The following is a 14,987-nucleotide window of genomic DNA, read 5'->3' as shown; positions in this document are numbered from 1 at the left end:
GGCCGGCAGATGAAGATATCGGGATTCGCGCTTGCGCCGTTTTCTCGAAAGCTTCATCGACTCGTAATCCCGAGGTTACGAGGCGTGGCTATCCTCTCGCGCCAGACGGTCAAAGGCCTCGTATTGGTGCATCGCATTCGCTCACAGGTGCATTGGCTCCTTGGCCCGAAATAAAACGCGTCGCATAAAACTGGGGAACAACATGGCTGTTAACCGCTGGCTCAAACCACTGCTGCTGGCCGCATGGGGGCTGTTTGCTCTCGCTGTGCAGCCGGTCCACGCACAGGACACCACCTCGGCCATTCGTGGCCGCATCGTCGATGCCGACGGTCAGGGCGTTTCCGGGGCGAAAGTCGTCATTTCCGATCGACGAACCGGAACCAGCAATACCTTGCAGACCGGCCCCGGCGGCGGTTTCAATGCGGGCGGCCTGCGGGTCGGTGGCCCGTACAGCGTTCAGGTGTCCTCTTCGCAGGGCGATGTCAGTTCCGAGGACATTTATCTGGTGCTCGGTGACAGCTACAGCCTGGAACTCACCATCGGTGCACCGGTTGCTCTGGAACAGGTCATTGTGGTGGGCAAGGCCGTCACTGCGCCCAATACGGCGATCGGTCCGTCGGCGAGCTTCGGGCTCGCCGATCTCGAAAGCGCACCGACGGTGAATCGTGACATCAAGGACGCGATCCGCACCGATCCGCGCATCTACATCGACGAAGCCTTCGCCGATTCAATTCAGTGCGCCGGTGCCAGCTCGCGTTTCAACAGCCTGACGGTGGATGGTGTTCGCCTCAACGACAATTTCGGCCTGAACAGCAATGGCTATCCGACCGAGCGCATGCCGTTCTCCTATGACGCGATCGAACAGGTTTCGGTCGAACTGGCGCCGTTCGATGTGCAGTACGGCGGTTTCAGCGCCTGCAATATCAATGCCGTGACCAAATCCGGCACCAACGAATTCCACGGTTCGCTGTTCTATGACTACACCGACGATTCCCTGACCGGTGACAGCCTCGAAGGTGATTCGGTCGATCTCGGCAGCTTCGACGAAAAGCGCTACGGCTTCACGGTGGGCGGGCCGATCATCAAGAACAAGCTGTTCTTCCTGGCCTCCTATGAAAAGCTGGAGGGCGCCGATACCTTCTCGCGCGGTCCGGTCGGATCGGGTGCTGCCAACGAAGTCCTGGGCGTCTCGCAGGCGCAGTACGACGAGATTCTGGATATCGCGAACACCTTGTACGGCTACGACCCGGGCGGCTTGCCACCGAGCCTTCCGGTGGACGACGAGAAATTCCTGGTCAAACTGGACTGGTACATCACCGATACCCAGCGCGCCGCCTTCACCTACAACTATAACGACGGCTACCACATCGCCGAATCCGATGGTGATTCCGATGAGTTGGAGTTCTCCAACCACTACTACGAACGTGGCGCGGAACTCAACGCCTACGTCGCGCAGCTGTTCTCCGACTGGACCGAGAATTTCTCGACCGAGCTGAAGGCGGGTTATTCGGAGCTCAAGAACCGGCAGTTGTCGCTGGGCGGCGTGGATTTCGGCGAGGTGCAGGTTTCGACGAGCAACAATGACTCGCGTGCCACGGTCTATCTGGGCGCCGATGATTCCCGCCACGCCAACAAACTGAGCTACGAAACCTACAACGTGAAGCTGGCGGGGGAGTATCTGCTGGGCAAGCATCTGATCACCGGTGGCTATGAGCTGGAGCGCCTGGACGTCTTCAACCAGTTCATCCAGGAATCGGAAGGCGAGTTCCGTTTCAGCAGCATCGACGACTTCCGCAACGGCACACCCAATCGTGTGATCTACGAGAACGCGGCCTTCACCAACGTCAAGGATGACGCGGCGGCCGACTTCGTCTACGACATCAACAGCCTCTACCTGCAGGACGAGTACCGCTTCGACGAGCTTGGCCTGACGCTGACCGGCGGTCTGCGCTACGAGTGGTATGCCACCGGCGACGACCCGGTCGAAAATCCGGCGTTTGCCAGCGCCTACGGGTTCTCGAATTCGCAGAGCGTGGACGGCATGAGCCTGTTGCAGCCCCGCCTGGGCTTCAACTGGAACGTCAACGACATGGTCGAGCTGCATGGTGGTATCGGCCTGTACTCCGGCGGCAATCCCAACGTCTGGATCTCGAACAACTACTCGAATGACGGCGTCACTCAGATCGAAAGCTCACTGTTCGCTGACGACTTCGCAGACACCTCCTTGTTCGACATTCCGACCGCAGGCGATGGCCGGCCCGTCTACGATATTCCGCAGGAGCTGTATGACCGCATTGCCGCGGGCATGGGCTCCGCCGGCGGCGTCAACTCGCTGGACCCGGATTTCGACGTGCCGTCCGAATGGAAGTACGCCCTCGGCGCGATCCTGTACGCCAGCGACAGCCTCACGTTCAGTCTGGACTATCTGTACACCGACAAGCAGGACGCCGCGATCATCAGCGACATCTCTCGCGAGGCCGTGGGTGAGACTGCGGACGGCCGCACCCGCTACGACAGCAAGAACGGCCGCAGCCAGGACTTCGTGCTGACCAATGTCGACGGTGATTCCGGCCAGTCCCACATCCTCTCGTTTGGGTTGAACAAGTCATTCGAGTTCGGCCTTGATGTCGGCTTCGGCTACGCCTACACGCGTTCCGAAGACGTGAATCCGATGACCAGCTCGGTGGCGTATTCCAACTACACGTACCTGGCGACAGACGATTTCGAGAACCCCAAGCCAGCGACCTCGAACTACGAAATCCCGACACGTTTCACGCTGACGCTGAAGTACGACCACGCCTTCGTGAAGGACTATCTGACCAAGGTCAGCCTGTTTTCCAGCTACAACGAGGGCCGCCCGTACAGCTACACCTTCACCAGTGGCATCAACTCGTCCGTGGGCGATGCGACGTTCCAGGGGCGCTATCTGCTGTACATGCCGTCGGGCATGAACGACCCGAACGTGGAGTTCGGGGATGGCTTCGATAGCGTGGCCTTCTTCGCCTACGCGGATTCTCACGGGCTCACCGAATACGCCGGCCGTACCGTCCCGCGCAACGACTTCTACAGCGACTGGTGGTTCAATGTAGACATGAAACTGGAGCAGGAGCTGCCGGGCCTGCGCTCGGATGACCGCACTTCCGCCTTCATCGTCATCAAGAACCTGACCAACCTCATCAACGACGATTGGGGCGTGCAGTACGAAGCCTCGTTCCCGCGCATGCTGGACATCGTCGATGCCGAGGTGCTGTCGGACGGTCGCTATCAGTTCAACGAATTTTCGGTGCCCACCGAGCAGTTCCGCGTCACCGATTCCTCGCTCTGGGAAATCCGCGTGGGCTTGCGTTACGAGTTCTGAGCCAGCGGAGACCGGAAACATCGGGCCGGCCCCCGCAAGGGTCGGCCTTTTTCCTGGGCGCGACTGCGATGTGGCCTGATAAGATAGGCGCATGGGTACTTTCATCGTCACATTCGCGGTTCTACTACTGGCTTTCGGCGGGCTCGCCATCGGTTTGCTGCACGGCAAGCCGATCAAGGGCAGTTGCGGCGGTCTGTCGACAATGACCGGCGACCGCTGCGACGTCTGCGGCGGCCAGCCCGAGAAGTGCGACGAGGCCTCCGGACGCTAATCGCCCGGCATTGCAACAGCGTACAGCGCCGTCCTCGCGACGGATGGAGTTGGGGAGATGGCCACATTGCAGAACGTCACGGCCAGGGACTTCATGTCGGCCAACCTCGTCAGTTTCTCCGCCGACATGGACGTGCTGACGGCGATACAGCTGCTGCTTGAAAACGGCTGTTCCGCCGGCCCGGTGTTCGACCGGCTCGGCAATCTTGTCGGCATCCTCTCCGAAAAGGACTGCATCCAGGTCGCCCTCAATGCCGGCTACCATGGCGAATGGGGCGGCAAGGTCTCGCAGTTCATGTCCACCAGCGTGATCACCGTGGATGCCGACGACAGTATTCTCGATGTCGCGCGGCGTTTCGTCGGATCACCGTTCAAGCTCTACCCGGTGGTTGGCGACAACCGTGTCATCGGCCACATCACGCGTAGCCACGTGCTGCGCGCCATAGACTCGATGCGCGGCAAGTATCCGGTTTGAGCGGATCCGGGCTGCGGGTCGTCTGAACGGTGCCCGCGCGCCGCCCTTCGTCGCTGCCCGAATCCGGAATGCCAGCGAAGCCGGAGTGGCGCAGCCTTGGCAGGCTGTGGCCCTATCTGCGTGAATTCCCGCTGCGCGTCGGCATTGCGCTGAGCCTGCTGGTCGCCGCCAAGCTGGCCGGCGTGAGCCTGCCGATGGTGATGAAGCATCTGGTCGATGCGCTCGACACCGAGGCTGCGGCGGTGGTCGCAATTCCGTTGCTGCTGCTGTTGTTCTATGGCGTGCTGCGACTGATCGTGGTGTTGTTCTCCGAGCTGCGTGACGTCATCTTCGGCCGCGTCGCCGAACGCGCGATGCGCCGTGCCGCATTGGAAGTGTTCCGTCACCTGCATCGTCTGGACCTGAGCTATCACCTGTCGCGCCAGACCGGCGGTCTGTCGCGCGACATCGAGCGCGGCGTTTCGGGCATCAGCTTTCTGCTGCGCTTCCTCACTTTCAACATCGTTCCGACCCTGTTCGAGATGTTGCTGGTGGCCGGGATCCTGCTGGTCCAGTACGGCTGGGTCTATGCCCTGATCGTGCTCGGTGCCGTCAGCTTGTACGTACTGTTCTCGGTGATGGTGACCGAATGGCGCACGCGTTTCGTGCGTACCGCCAATCAGCTGGATTCGCAGGCCAATACGCGCGCCATCGATTCGCTGCTGAACTACGAAACCGTGAAGCTGTTCGTCAACGAGGATTACGAGGCGCGCGAGTATGACCGGGCGCTGGCGGACTGGGAACGCGCGCAACGGCGCAACCGCAAGTCGCTGGCGACGCTCAATATCGGCCAGGCGGTCATCATCGCCGGTTCGGTCACGGGCATCATGGTGCTGGCCTCGGTGCAGGTGGCGGCCGGCGACATGACGATCGGCGATTTCGTGGCCATCAACGCCTACATGACGCAATTGTTCATTCCCTTGAACGTGCTGGGTTTCGTCTATCGCGAAATCCGCAGGGCGTTGACCGACATGCAGCGCATGCTGACGATGCTGGACGTGCCGCCGGCCGTGGTCGACGAACCCGGCGCGCGAACCCTGGCGGTGAGCTCGGCGGCGGTGCGATTCGAGCAGGTGGGCTTCGCCTATGACGCGAGCCGACCGATTCTGCGCGAGCTGAGTTTCGAGATTCCGGCCGGCAGGACCGTGGCCGTGGTCGGGCCGAGCGGGGCCGGAAAATCCACACTGGCGCGCCTGCTGTTCCGGTTCTACGATCCGGACCGGGGGCGGATACTCGTGGACGGGCGCGACATCACCGACTACACGCAGAACAGCCTGCGCACGCATATCGGCGTCGTGCCGCAAGACACCGTCCTGTTCAATGACAGCCTGGCCTACAACATCGGCTACGGCCGGCCGGGCGCCTCGCGCGAGGATATCGAACGCGTGGTGCGGCTGGCGCATCTGGACGGTTTCGTCGCTCAACTGCCGGACGGCCTTGATACGCAGGTCGGCGAACGCGGCCTGAAGCTCTCGGGCGGAGAAAAGCAGCGCGTAAGCATCGCAAGGGCGCTGCTCAAGGATCCGCCGATCATGATCTTCGACGAGGCGACGTCCTCGCTGGACACTGAATCGGAGCGGGCGATTCTGGGCGCACTGGCGGAAGCGGCGCGGCAGCGCACCACGCTGGTGATCGCACACCGGCTGTCGACCGTGGTCGATGCCGACGAAATCATCGTGCTGCGTCACGGCCTTATCGTCGAACGCGGTCATCATGCTGCGCTATTGGCTGCTGACGGCGACTATGCACGGCTGTGGAATCTTCAGCGCCGCGCGCTCGCGCCGCAGACCAGCGAGCAAGCCCGCGACTGAACAGCCGGTGGTTTGCGTGGCCGCGGTCCTGCGGTTCTCGCTATAGTGCAGACACAAGTCCGACCGGACCGGCGAACCTGCAGGCTCTCCACTCGTGTTCATGTCGGCAGCACACGCAAAGTTGTACCGATTGCCTGAAGGAGGCGGGCCGGGACATGCCGGCCCATGCAATGCAGCAAACCAGCCTGAAGCAGAAATTGACCGATCGATTCGTCAGTGCCGAGATTCAGGGCCTGCTGGCGCGTGTTCCCAAGCCACTCGGCAGCTTCGGCTACGACCCCTGGGGATACAACGAAGATGCGATCAAGCTCGGGGTGCCGCCGGTGCGTTGGCTCTACGAGCACTATTTCCGCGTGGTTGCGCACGGACTGGAAAACATTCCGGCGCAGGGCCGGGTTCTGATCGTGCCGAATCATTCGGGCCAGCTGCCGATGGACGGTCTGCTGATCGGCTACTCGATGTTGACCAATCCGCACGGTCCGCGCGCCGGTCGCGCCATGATCGAACGCTTCTTCCCGACGGTGCCGTGGCTGGGAAACTGGCTCAATGCGATTGGCGGGGTGATCGGAGACCCGGTCAATTGCGGGCGCATGCTCGAACGCGAGGAAGCCGTGGTGGTGTTTCCCGAGGGAATACGCGGCAGCGGCAAGCTCTACCGTGACCGCTACCAGCTGCAGCGATTCGGTAACGGATTCATGCACCTGGCCTTGCAGCACAATGCGCCGATCGTGCCGGTCGGCGTGGTGGGCTGCGAGGAAACCATGCCCTCCCTGTTCAATATCTCGCCGCTGGCGCGTCTGCTCGGGGTGCCCTATGTGCCGATCGCGCCGCCGTTGCCGCTACCGGCGCGCGTGATCCTCAACTTCGGCGAGCCGATGCGCTTCGAATGCCCGGTGCAGAGCGAGGACGAAGTGCTGGCGCGGGTCGACATGGTCAAGAAGGCGATCGGGGGCTTGATACGCAAGGGTCTGAAGGAACGGAAGAAGGTCTTTTAGCATGCCGCCCCCGAAAAGAAAGACGGTTCTGGTGACCGGCGCCGCCGGTGCGCTCGCCAAGCGCGTGATCGCCCGGCTTCACGAGCGCCACAACGTCGTTGCTGTGGACTTTCGCCGTCGCGTCGAGACCGACGAGGGCATTCCCTCGTACAAGGTCGCCACACATACGCGCGGCTTCGAGGACATCTTCCGCCGCCACCAGTTCGACGCCGTGCTGCACATCGGCCGCATGTTCGCGCATGAATCCGATCGCCTGCGCCGTTACAACACCAATGTGCTCGGTGCGAAGCGCCTGCTCGACCTGTGCTGCAAGTACAAGGTTTCGCAGGTCGTCATGCATTCCACGTATTTCGTCTACGGCGCCAGTCCCTACAATCCGGCATTGTTGTCGGAAGAGGCGCCGCTCAAGGCCTCCGAGGTGACCCAGGATCTGGTGGATTCGGTCGAACTCGAAAGCCTCGCGCAGATCTATCTGTGGAAGCATCGCAAGCTGCACATGACGATCCTGCGGCCATGCAATGTGCTCGGTCCGGGCGTCAAGAACAGTATGTCGCTGCTGCTGTCGAGACCGCTGGCACCGGTGCTGACGGGGTTTTCTCCGATGATGCAGTTCGTCCATGTCGAGGACATGGCCGAGGCGATGGTGCTGGCTTTCGAAAGGAACCGGCCCGGCATCTACAACGTGGCGCCCGAAGACTGGGTGCCCTATCAGGAGGCCGTCGTGCAGGCGGGATGCCGCAAGTTGCCGGTGCCCTCGGTGCCGCCGATGCTACCCAAGGCGATCAGTGGTCTGCTCAACTGGAACGCGTTCTTTCCGCCTTATCTGATCAACTATTTCAAATATCCGGTGATCATCGATGGGCACACTTTCCGCGATACCTTCGGCTGGTCCCCCAGGCACAGCCTGAGCGATATCTTTTCGTACTATCGCAAGCAAAAGGCGATTTCGCCGCACTAGCGGTGGCTCCGCCCGCCCGGCGCGTCGCTACAATTGAAGCGGGAGATGGGCAGCCTGCCTGGCACAGGATTCATTTTCAAGGTGCCTCTGCCGACATGGCCGCTGGACCGCGCATCATCCTGCGCGACGATGCGAGACCCTCGTTTCAATAGAATTAATGGATTGTTAAGCGGACCAGTATTAATTTACGCAATACATATCGGGCGCTGTCTGTTGCGTTCGTTCATCCATATTTAAGGGCAGAACCATGAAGATCGATATCGGAATCAGCCAGGAACAGCGTCAGGCCATCGCCAAGGGGCTGAGTCGGGTGCTGGCGGACGAGTACACGCTATATCTCAAGACGCACAATTTTCACTGGAACGTGACGGGTCCGATGTTCAACACCCTGCATCTGATGTTCGAGGGCCAGTACACTGAATCCGCGACGGCGGTCGACCAGATTGCCGAGCGCATCCGCGCGCTTGGCTATCCCGCTCCCGGTTCCTACAAGCAGTACGCCGAACTCTCGCAGATCGAGGAAGAACCGGGCGTACCGGAGTGGAAGGACATGGTGGTCCAGCTCGTCGGCGGTCATGAAACCGTTGCGCGGACCGCTCGCGAGGTGTTCCAGCAGGCCGAGCAGGCCGACGACGAAGCCACGGCCGATCTGCTGACACAGCGCATGCAATTGCACGAGAAGACCGCATGGATGCTGCGCAGTCTGCTCGAGTAACCGATATGGGGGATTGCCGTGTCCCGCGACGCGGGGCACAGTTGCGCCCGCCGAACGGCGGCAGAATCGTCTGCAGCCGTTCAGGTTGAGAGGGCGAGGCGCCATGTTTACAGTAGCTACGCGACGTCCGGTTCTTTCGGTGCGGCGCCTTCGAGTTCACTATCCGCTGAAGCGGGGGCGTGTCTGGCCCTTGTTCGGGCCGTGCGGCGTGATCAAGGCGGTCGACGACATGCATTTCGACCTCCATGCCGGCGAGACTCTCGGTATTGTCGGTGAATCCGGTTGCGGCAAGTCCACGCTGGCGCGCGCTCTGGTCGGGCTCGAGACGCCGACGGGCGGGCAGATCAGCATCGACGGTCACAACGTCACCGCTTACAGCGACGCCGACTGGCGGCCGCTGCGCCGCGAGGTCCAAATCGTTTTCCAGGACCCGCAGGCGAGCCTCAATCCGCGCATGAGCATTGCACAGTGCATCGCCGAACCGCTGAAGACACTATGTCCCGAGGTGGGGGCCAACGAGCGCAGCGCCCGCGTGCTCGAAATGATGCAGCGTGTCGGTCTGGATGCGGAGCTGAAGGATCGTTATCCGCATGAAATCTCGGGCGGTCAGTGCCAGCGCGTCGGTATTGCGCGCGCCCTGGTGGTCCGCCCCAAGGTATTGATCTGTGACGAGCCGGTGAGTGCGCTGGATGTTTCGGTGCAGGCCCAGATCGTCCATTTGCTGGTGGACCTGCAGCGCGAGTACGGACTGGCGATGTTGTTCATCTCCCACGATCTGGCGGTGGTGCGCCAGCTCAGCCATCGGGTGATGGTGATGTACCTGGGCAAGGTCATGGAGCAGTCGGCGCGCGACGCGCTGTTCGAAGCACCGCAGCATCCTTACACGCGTGCTCTGCTGTCGGCCGTACCGGATTTCGAAGCACAGCTTCCGGGCGAGCGCGTGGAGTTGATCGGCGAGATTCCGAGTCCCTCGAATCCGCCCAGCGGTTGCGTGTTCAGAACGCGCTGTCCGCTGGTCGATCATGTCTGCGCGCAACAGGTGCCGGTCCTGCGCCGGGTTCCCAGCGGCGGCTATTCGGCCTGCCATTTCGCGGCCTATGCCGAGAGTCCGATGATTCCGCGGACGGCGTGAACTATGTGCGTGAGGGGGAAAGGCGCGAGGTGTGAGGCGTAGAAGCGCGAAAAGGCCGCGGCGGTTGCCAGCCTTCCCGCCTCACCCCTTACTTGCAGTTCGGCCGACGCCCCGCGGCGCGTGCCTGGTTGTAGATCGCCATCGAATGCTCCAGACGATTGTTCAGGTCGCGGATACGGTTTTCGGGTGAAGGATGGGTCGACAGGAACTGCGGCGGGCGCTCGCCGTTGTTGAGCCGGCCCATGTTGATCCACAACTGGATGCTCTCGCGCGGGTCGAAGCCCGCATCCGCCATCAGGTCTTCGCCGATCAGGTCGGCCTCGCTTTCATGCGCGCGTGAATACGGCAGCAGGAAGAAGGTCTGCGCGGCCACACCGAGCAGCTGCGGATCGATGCCGGTCGCGGCGTAGGTGAGCTGCCCGCCGAGCTGCGCCACGGCCTGCGAGGACACCCGCTCGTTCGAGTGGCCGGCGATGACATGGCCCACTTCATGGCCGATGACGGCGGCCAGCTGGCTCTGGTTCTTGGCCACGTCGAGCAGGCCGGTGTAGACGCCGATCTTGCCGCCGGGCAGGGCGAAGGCGTTGGCCTGATCCTCGGCAAAGACATTGACTTCCCATACCGTGTTACCCGCAACCTGGCGGGTGATCGCCTGCGCTACACACTGTACGTAGCGGTTGACCGAGGCGTCCTTGGTGACCGGCGTTTCGCTTTTCAGCTCCTGATAGGACTGAACGCCCATCTGCGCGATCTCCTGCTCGGAGAACAGCTTGAGCTGACGCCGACCCAGCGGCGAGGTCGCACAGGCGACAAGCAGCGACAGGCTCAGGGCGACGAGTACGCCGTACTTGAAGGCGGAGCTGCGGATCATGGGGGCGGGGTGATCCCGTTCAGACGAAGGGCGTCCATCATGCGCAAGCAATCGCGTGGCGACAAGCACGGATCAGCCGCTGTCCCGGCTGCGTCAGTCGGCTCAGCCGGGATTGTCATCGGAGTCTGCGGGCGATGCCGCGGCTTCGTCGCCGACCGGGCTCATGTGCGCCTGCAGGAACGCCAGCGTGCGCGCCCAGGCATCTTCCGCGGCTTTCTTTTGGTAGGCCTTGCCGGACGGGTTGGCAAAACCATGACCAGCGTCAGCGTAGACATGGACCTCAAGCGACTTGTCGAGATCGTGCATGGTGCTTTCGAACGACTCGATGGCCTTCGGGGGGATGCTGTCGTCCTTCCCGCCGAAAAACGCCAGAATCGGCGACTGGATTGGCGCCAGCTTTTCGGCGTCGCCGCCGACCTGTCCGTAGTAGATCACCGCGGCGTCCAGTCCGGCGGGGGTCAGCAGCACGTTCTGGAAAGCCATCGAGCCGCCGAAGCACCAGCCGATCACGCCGACCTGCGGTGCACCCTTGGACTTGATGTAGTCGAAGGCTGCGTAGATGTTGGCCGCCAGTCGCGCCTTGTCGTCGAGGGCTGCGTTCATGGCCTGTTGTGCGCCGGTCCGGGTGTCGTAGATCTGGCCGTCGTAGAAGTCCGCGGCCAGCACCAGATATCCATGAGCGGCCAGACGATCCGCCATCGCCCGGATGTTGTCGTTGAGTCCCCACCATTCGTGATACATCACCAGTGCCGGCAGTGCACCTTCCACGCCCGCCGGGCGTGCCAGATAGCCGTTGAAGTCCTCGCCGTTGACCGAGCCGTAGCTGACGGTCTCGTGCTCGACAGCGGCGGTGGGCGGCTGCTTGGCCGCTTCGCTGGCCTGCGGAGTATCGCCTTCGTGTTGCCGGCCCATCGCTTCGACGTAAGCGTCCGCCGCAGCGCTGCCGTCGGCGGTGGGCGGCTCGTCCTGGTCCTTGCCGGGCCACAACCCGATGATCGCGATGACCACCACGATGGCGGCTGCGAGCAGCAACAGAGGGCGTCGGTTCACGGAGATCTCCCGGTGATCTGGTTATTGTCGTCGTCTTGGAGTGTCGTCGAGGGACAAGGGTTCCATCGACACGTCCGGGCCCGCGCACTGTCGCGAACGGTCCCGGGGGCGGGAAAGGTAACGAAAGCGGCGGAGCTTGTCGCGCTGCGCCGGGCCGCCTTCCGGTGTCAGTCGTCCGCGATGAACGGCGCGAGCATTGCCTGAAAGGCCTGTGTCTGCTGTTGCCACCAGTGGTGATCGGCGTAGCGATGGTCCTGCCAGTCGAATCCGGGGATCACCAGCTCCGTGACCAGCGCATGCGAGGCCTCGCCAAGCAGACGCGAGCCCTTCCAGATGCCGCCGGGAATCAACAGCGAAATCGCATCCGGGGCGTGGAAGCCCAGCGTCGTCCGGCGCGGTGGCCGTGACTCGTCGTAGCTCAGATATTCCAGCGGTCCGCCGGACTGCAGTACGTGCAGAATGTCGCTGCGGTTGCGGTGCAGACGGCCGATCGGCGAGCCCCGATCCAGCAGGTAGTGGATGCTGCTGGCGCAGCAGCGTTCGCCGTGCCTGGTGTTCAGCGTGTGCGCGGACTGGTAGATGCGCCGGTACCAGCCACCTTCGGGGTGGCGCTCCAGCCCCAGCCGCGCGACCCACTTGGCGCCCTCAGGGTTCGAGGCGCTCAATCTTCCAGGCCTTGACGCAGCGGCGGTACAAGAGCCGGTCGTGGGTACGGCCCGGCCGGCCCTGCCAGAATTCGAAGGATTCCGGCTCCAGCGAATAACCGCCCCAGCTGTCGGGAAACGGGATCGCCTGACCTTCGAACTTCTGCGCGTTGTCGCGCATGCGCGCGTCCAGCGCCTCACGGCTGCCCACCACCTGCGATTGTCGCGAGGTATAGGCCGAAAGCTGACTTTCACGTGGTCGCGACTGAAAATAATCGCGGGCCACCGTCTCCGGAAGGCGCGAAACCCGCCCTTCGACGCGGACCTGGCGCTCCAGCCGGTCCCACCAGAACGTGGCCGCAACAAAGGGGTTCATCTCAAGTTCAAGACCTTTGCGCGACAACAGGTGCGTGTAAAAGTTCAGACCGCCGTGCCGAAAGCCCTTGAACAGCACGATGCGCACCGAGGGACGCCCGTCCGGAGTAGCGGTGCCCAGGGCCATCGCGGTGGGATCGATCATGCCGGCCTCGCGTGCATCGGCCAGCCATTTATCGAGTTGTTTCAGCGGGTCCGGATCAAGCTCTGGAATATCCAGCGGGGGATTGCGGGTGTATTGCGGCATGGCCTTGAGAAGTGACGAAACCTGAGCCCTACAATGGGTCACATCCTACAGGAAGACATCCCATGGAAAGCTTTCAGGCACTCAGAGTGCACACCGTCGACAAACGCGCCGAAGCGCGTCTGGAAACGATTGCGCTGAATGATCTCAGCGCGGGCGAGGTGGTTGTCCGCGTGCACTGGTCCGGCCTCAATTTCAAGGATGCGCTCGCGGTCAGCGGCAAGGGCCGCATCATGCGTCGCTCGCCCTGCGTGGCCGGCATCGATCTCGCCGGTGTGGTGGTCGAAAGCAGTTCCGCAGACGTGCAGGCCGGTGCGGCGGTGGTGGTCACTGGCTGCAATATCGGCGAACAGCTGGACGGCGGGTTCGCGCAGTACGCGCGAGTGCCGGCCTATGCCGTGGTGCCGCTGCCGGATGGCTTGTCGCTGCGTGAATCGATGGCGATCGGCACGGCCGGCTTCACCGCCGCGCTGGCGCTCAAGCGCATGCTCGACAATCACCAGCGACCGCACATGGGCCCGATCGCGATCACCGGGCCGACCGGCGGTGTCGGATCGATCGCCACCGACCTGTTCTCACGCGCCGGTTTCAAGGTGGCCGCGATCACCGGCAAGCCGGAGCAGGCCGGCGACTACCTCAAGGCGCTCGGCGCCAGCGAGATCGTCGATCGCAAGCGCCTCGACTTTGGCAGCAAGCCCCTGGAAACGGCGGTCTGGGGTGGCGCCGTCGACAATCTCGGCGGCGATGCGCTGGCCTATCTCACGCGCACCGTCAAACCCTGGGGCAATATCGCCTTGATCGGTCTGGCGTCCTCGCCCAAGCTCGAAACCACGGTGATTCCGTTCATTCTGCGCGGCGCGTCGTTGCTGGGGATCTGGTCGGTGGAGGTGCCGCGCGAGTGGCGGCTGGAGATCTGGAAGCACCTCGCCAGCGACTGGAAGCCGCGTCATCTGGACCGGATCGTCAGCCGCACGATCCGCCTCGACGAGGTGACCCAGGCCGCCGAGGACCTGATGGGCGCCAGCATGACCGGCCGCTATCTCGTCGATCTGCGCGATTGAGAAAGACGCTTACGCTTGTCCCGCCGAGCCGGCACGCGCGCCGCGCGTAGTCGACTGTGCCGTGTCGCTCGCTCCGGACGGTGACAAGCTGTGTCGAAGCGCGCTCACGCAGTGGCGAAGACCGTAGACAAGTGGCGCGCGAGGCGCTGCGTCAGTGTGAGAACGGTGACTGTTGGATTGGCTCAGCTCCCCGTCGGGAAGACACTGCCGCCGGCAGTGAAGAGGTTGTCGATGCCATGCACGCGACAGTTCGTATCGACCACTCCGTCGCCCGGGTCGATGGACATCCGTGTCGTGCCGAGCGGGTGGTTCGAAAACTGCACCTCGTCGGCGAGACCGATCGGACCCAGGCGTCTGGCAATGCCGCGTCTCAAAAGATCGTCGGCCAGTGCGGAGGCAAGCACGCAGTGCGAATGATGGTCCAGAAACGTGAGCTGCCAATTGAGACGGACCCTGGGCAGCCCGAACGAATCTGCCTCGCCGCCCAAGGTCATGCGGCTGGTCGCATTCGGCGCTTGCTCAAAAAAAGTCCTAGCCTTGGCGGTGCGGTTTCGCTCATTTGCGGCGTTCGGAATATGTGTGCTCGAGCGTTCAGCACGCCCAGTCTGACCTGTTGTTGCGCGCCCAAAAAGTCCCAAGCGTTGGGGTCAGGTCTTGTTCCTTGCCAAATTTTTTTGGCTTCGCTACGTTCCCCGCATGGCCCGCCCTCTGCGTATCGAATTCCCCGACGCGATCCATCATGTGATGGCGCGCGGCAATGCCCGTCAAGCTATCTTCCTCAATGACGAAGGTCGCGACGCCTACGAGAGCGGACACCGACAACTTCCGCAGATCGGTGTGCACTTCGGGTAGCACTACTCGACTACTCGACGGTAAGCCGGATCGCGCGAGGTGTGGATCGGCGGGCTGCGTCAAGGCGCAAGACCTGACCCCGACCTTCGACCTAGACCTGACCCCGACCTTCGACCTTTGTGCATCCCAGGCCGGCG

15 protein-coding genes are annotated in these 14,987 nt (G+C 62.7%); 10 read left to right on the top strand and 5 right to left on the bottom strand.

The features are described 5' to 3' along the window. Positions 1-202 precede the first annotated feature (202 nt). The 8 genes from RM530_RS07160 to RM530_RS07125 all read left to right on the top strand — a co-directional run bounded on the left by RM530_RS07160 (position 203) and on the right by RM530_RS07125 (position 9,753). Positions 203-3,358 carry a TonB-dependent receptor gene (locus RM530_RS07160; protein ID WP_311364536.1) on the top strand — a complete coding sequence of 1,052 codons (3,156 nt, stop codon included), beginning with the start codon at positions 203-205 and terminating at the stop codon, positions 3,356-3,358. A 91-nt stretch (positions 3,359-3,449) separates the two neighbouring features. Then, positions 3,450-3,629: a (Na+)-NQR maturation NqrM gene (gene nqrM, locus RM530_RS07155; protein WP_311364535.1), complete on the top strand. Its 180-nt coding sequence runs from the start codon at positions 3,450-3,452 to the stop codon at positions 3,627-3,629. A gap of 57 nt (positions 3,630-3,686) precedes the next feature. Next, positions 3,687-4,103 (top strand): CBS domain-containing protein, encoded by a 417-nt coding sequence (locus RM530_RS07150; RefSeq protein WP_311364534.1) that lies wholly within the window; start codon positions 3,687-3,689, stop codon positions 4,101-4,103. Positions 4,104-4,171: 68 nt separating this feature from the next. Next, the gene (locus tag RM530_RS07145) at positions 4,172-5,953 is read left to right on the top strand and encodes an ABCB family ABC transporter ATP-binding protein/permease (protein WP_311364533.1); all 1,782 of its coding nucleotides are present in this window, start codon (positions 4,172-4,174) and stop codon (positions 5,951-5,953) included. Positions 5,954-6,108: 155 nt separating this feature from the next. Next, positions 6,109-6,948, top strand: coding sequence for a lysophospholipid acyltransferase family protein (locus RM530_RS07140; RefSeq protein WP_311364532.1), 840 nt, complete (start codon positions 6,109-6,111; stop codon positions 6,946-6,948). Position 6,949: 1 nt separating this feature from the next. Next, positions 6,950-7,906 carry an NAD-dependent epimerase/dehydratase family protein gene (locus tag RM530_RS07135; protein ID WP_311364531.1) on the top strand — a complete coding sequence of 319 codons (957 nt, stop codon included), beginning with the start codon at positions 6,950-6,952 and terminating at the stop codon, positions 7,904-7,906. A 247-nt stretch (positions 7,907-8,153) separates the two neighbouring features. Continuing rightward, positions 8,154-8,621 (top strand): Dps family protein, encoded by a 468-nt coding sequence (locus RM530_RS07130; protein ID WP_311364530.1) that lies wholly within the window; start codon positions 8,154-8,156, stop codon positions 8,619-8,621. Positions 8,622-8,760: 139 nt separating this feature from the next. Continuing rightward, positions 8,761-9,753 carry an ABC transporter ATP-binding protein gene (locus RM530_RS07125; protein ID WP_311364529.1) on the top strand — a complete coding sequence of 331 codons (993 nt, stop codon included), beginning with the start codon at positions 8,761-8,763 and terminating at the stop codon, positions 9,751-9,753. 88 nt (positions 9,754-9,841) lie between these two features. Here the strand turns inward: RM530_RS07125 and RM530_RS07120 are convergent, their stop codons facing one another. The 4 genes from RM530_RS07120 to pdxH form a co-directional block, all read right to left on the bottom strand. Continuing rightward, complete coding sequence (locus tag RM530_RS07120; protein ID WP_311364528.1) at positions 9,842-10,624, bottom strand: M48 family metallopeptidase; 783 nt, start codon at positions 10,622-10,624, stop codon at positions 9,842-9,844. A 102-nt stretch (positions 10,625-10,726) separates the two neighbouring features. Beyond that, the gene (locus RM530_RS07115; RefSeq protein ID WP_311364527.1) at positions 10,727-11,674 is read right to left on the bottom strand and encodes a dienelactone hydrolase family protein; all 948 of its coding nucleotides are present in this window, start codon (positions 11,672-11,674) and stop codon (positions 10,727-10,729) included. 167 nt (positions 11,675-11,841) lie between these two features. Next, positions 11,842-12,339 (bottom strand): cupin domain-containing protein, encoded by a 498-nt coding sequence (locus RM530_RS07110; protein ID WP_311364526.1) that lies wholly within the window; start codon positions 12,337-12,339, stop codon positions 11,842-11,844. Beyond that, positions 12,320-12,940: a pyridoxamine 5'-phosphate oxidase gene (gene pdxH / locus RM530_RS07105; protein WP_311364525.1), complete on the bottom strand. Its 621-nt coding sequence runs from the start codon at positions 12,938-12,940 to the stop codon at positions 12,320-12,322. Before pdxH ends, RM530_RS07110 begins: the two co-directional genes overlap by 20 nt. Positions 12,941-13,002: 62 nt before the next feature. On the opposite strand from pdxH, the gene RM530_RS07100 reads away from it, so the two are divergent. Continuing rightward, positions 13,003-13,998: a YhdH/YhfP family quinone oxidoreductase gene (locus RM530_RS07100; protein WP_311364524.1), complete on the top strand. Its 996-nt coding sequence runs from the start codon at positions 13,003-13,005 to the stop codon at positions 13,996-13,998. Positions 13,999-14,180: 182 nt separating this feature from the next. On the opposite strand, the gene RM530_RS07095 is transcribed toward RM530_RS07100, so the two are convergent. Continuing rightward, positions 14,181-14,636 carry a GMC family oxidoreductase gene (locus RM530_RS07095; protein WP_311364523.1) on the bottom strand — a complete coding sequence of 152 codons (456 nt, stop codon included), beginning with the start codon at positions 14,634-14,636 and terminating at the stop codon, positions 14,181-14,183. A gap of 58 nt (positions 14,637-14,694) precedes the next feature. On the opposite strand from RM530_RS07095, the gene RM530_RS07090 reads away from it, so the two are divergent. After that, positions 14,695-14,850, top strand: coding sequence for a hypothetical protein (locus RM530_RS07090; RefSeq protein WP_311364522.1), 156 nt, complete (start codon positions 14,695-14,697; stop codon positions 14,848-14,850). The last annotated feature ends 137 nt before the right edge of the window (positions 14,851-14,987 follow it).

The sequence above is a fragment of the Banduia mediterranea genome (genome assembly GCF_031846245.1).
Lineage (GTDB): Bacteria > Pseudomonadota > Gammaproteobacteria > Nevskiales > Nevskiaceae > Banduia > Banduia mediterranea.
Note: the sequence above shows the minus strand (reverse complement) of the source record. Positions and strands in the feature narration are given on the sequence as shown.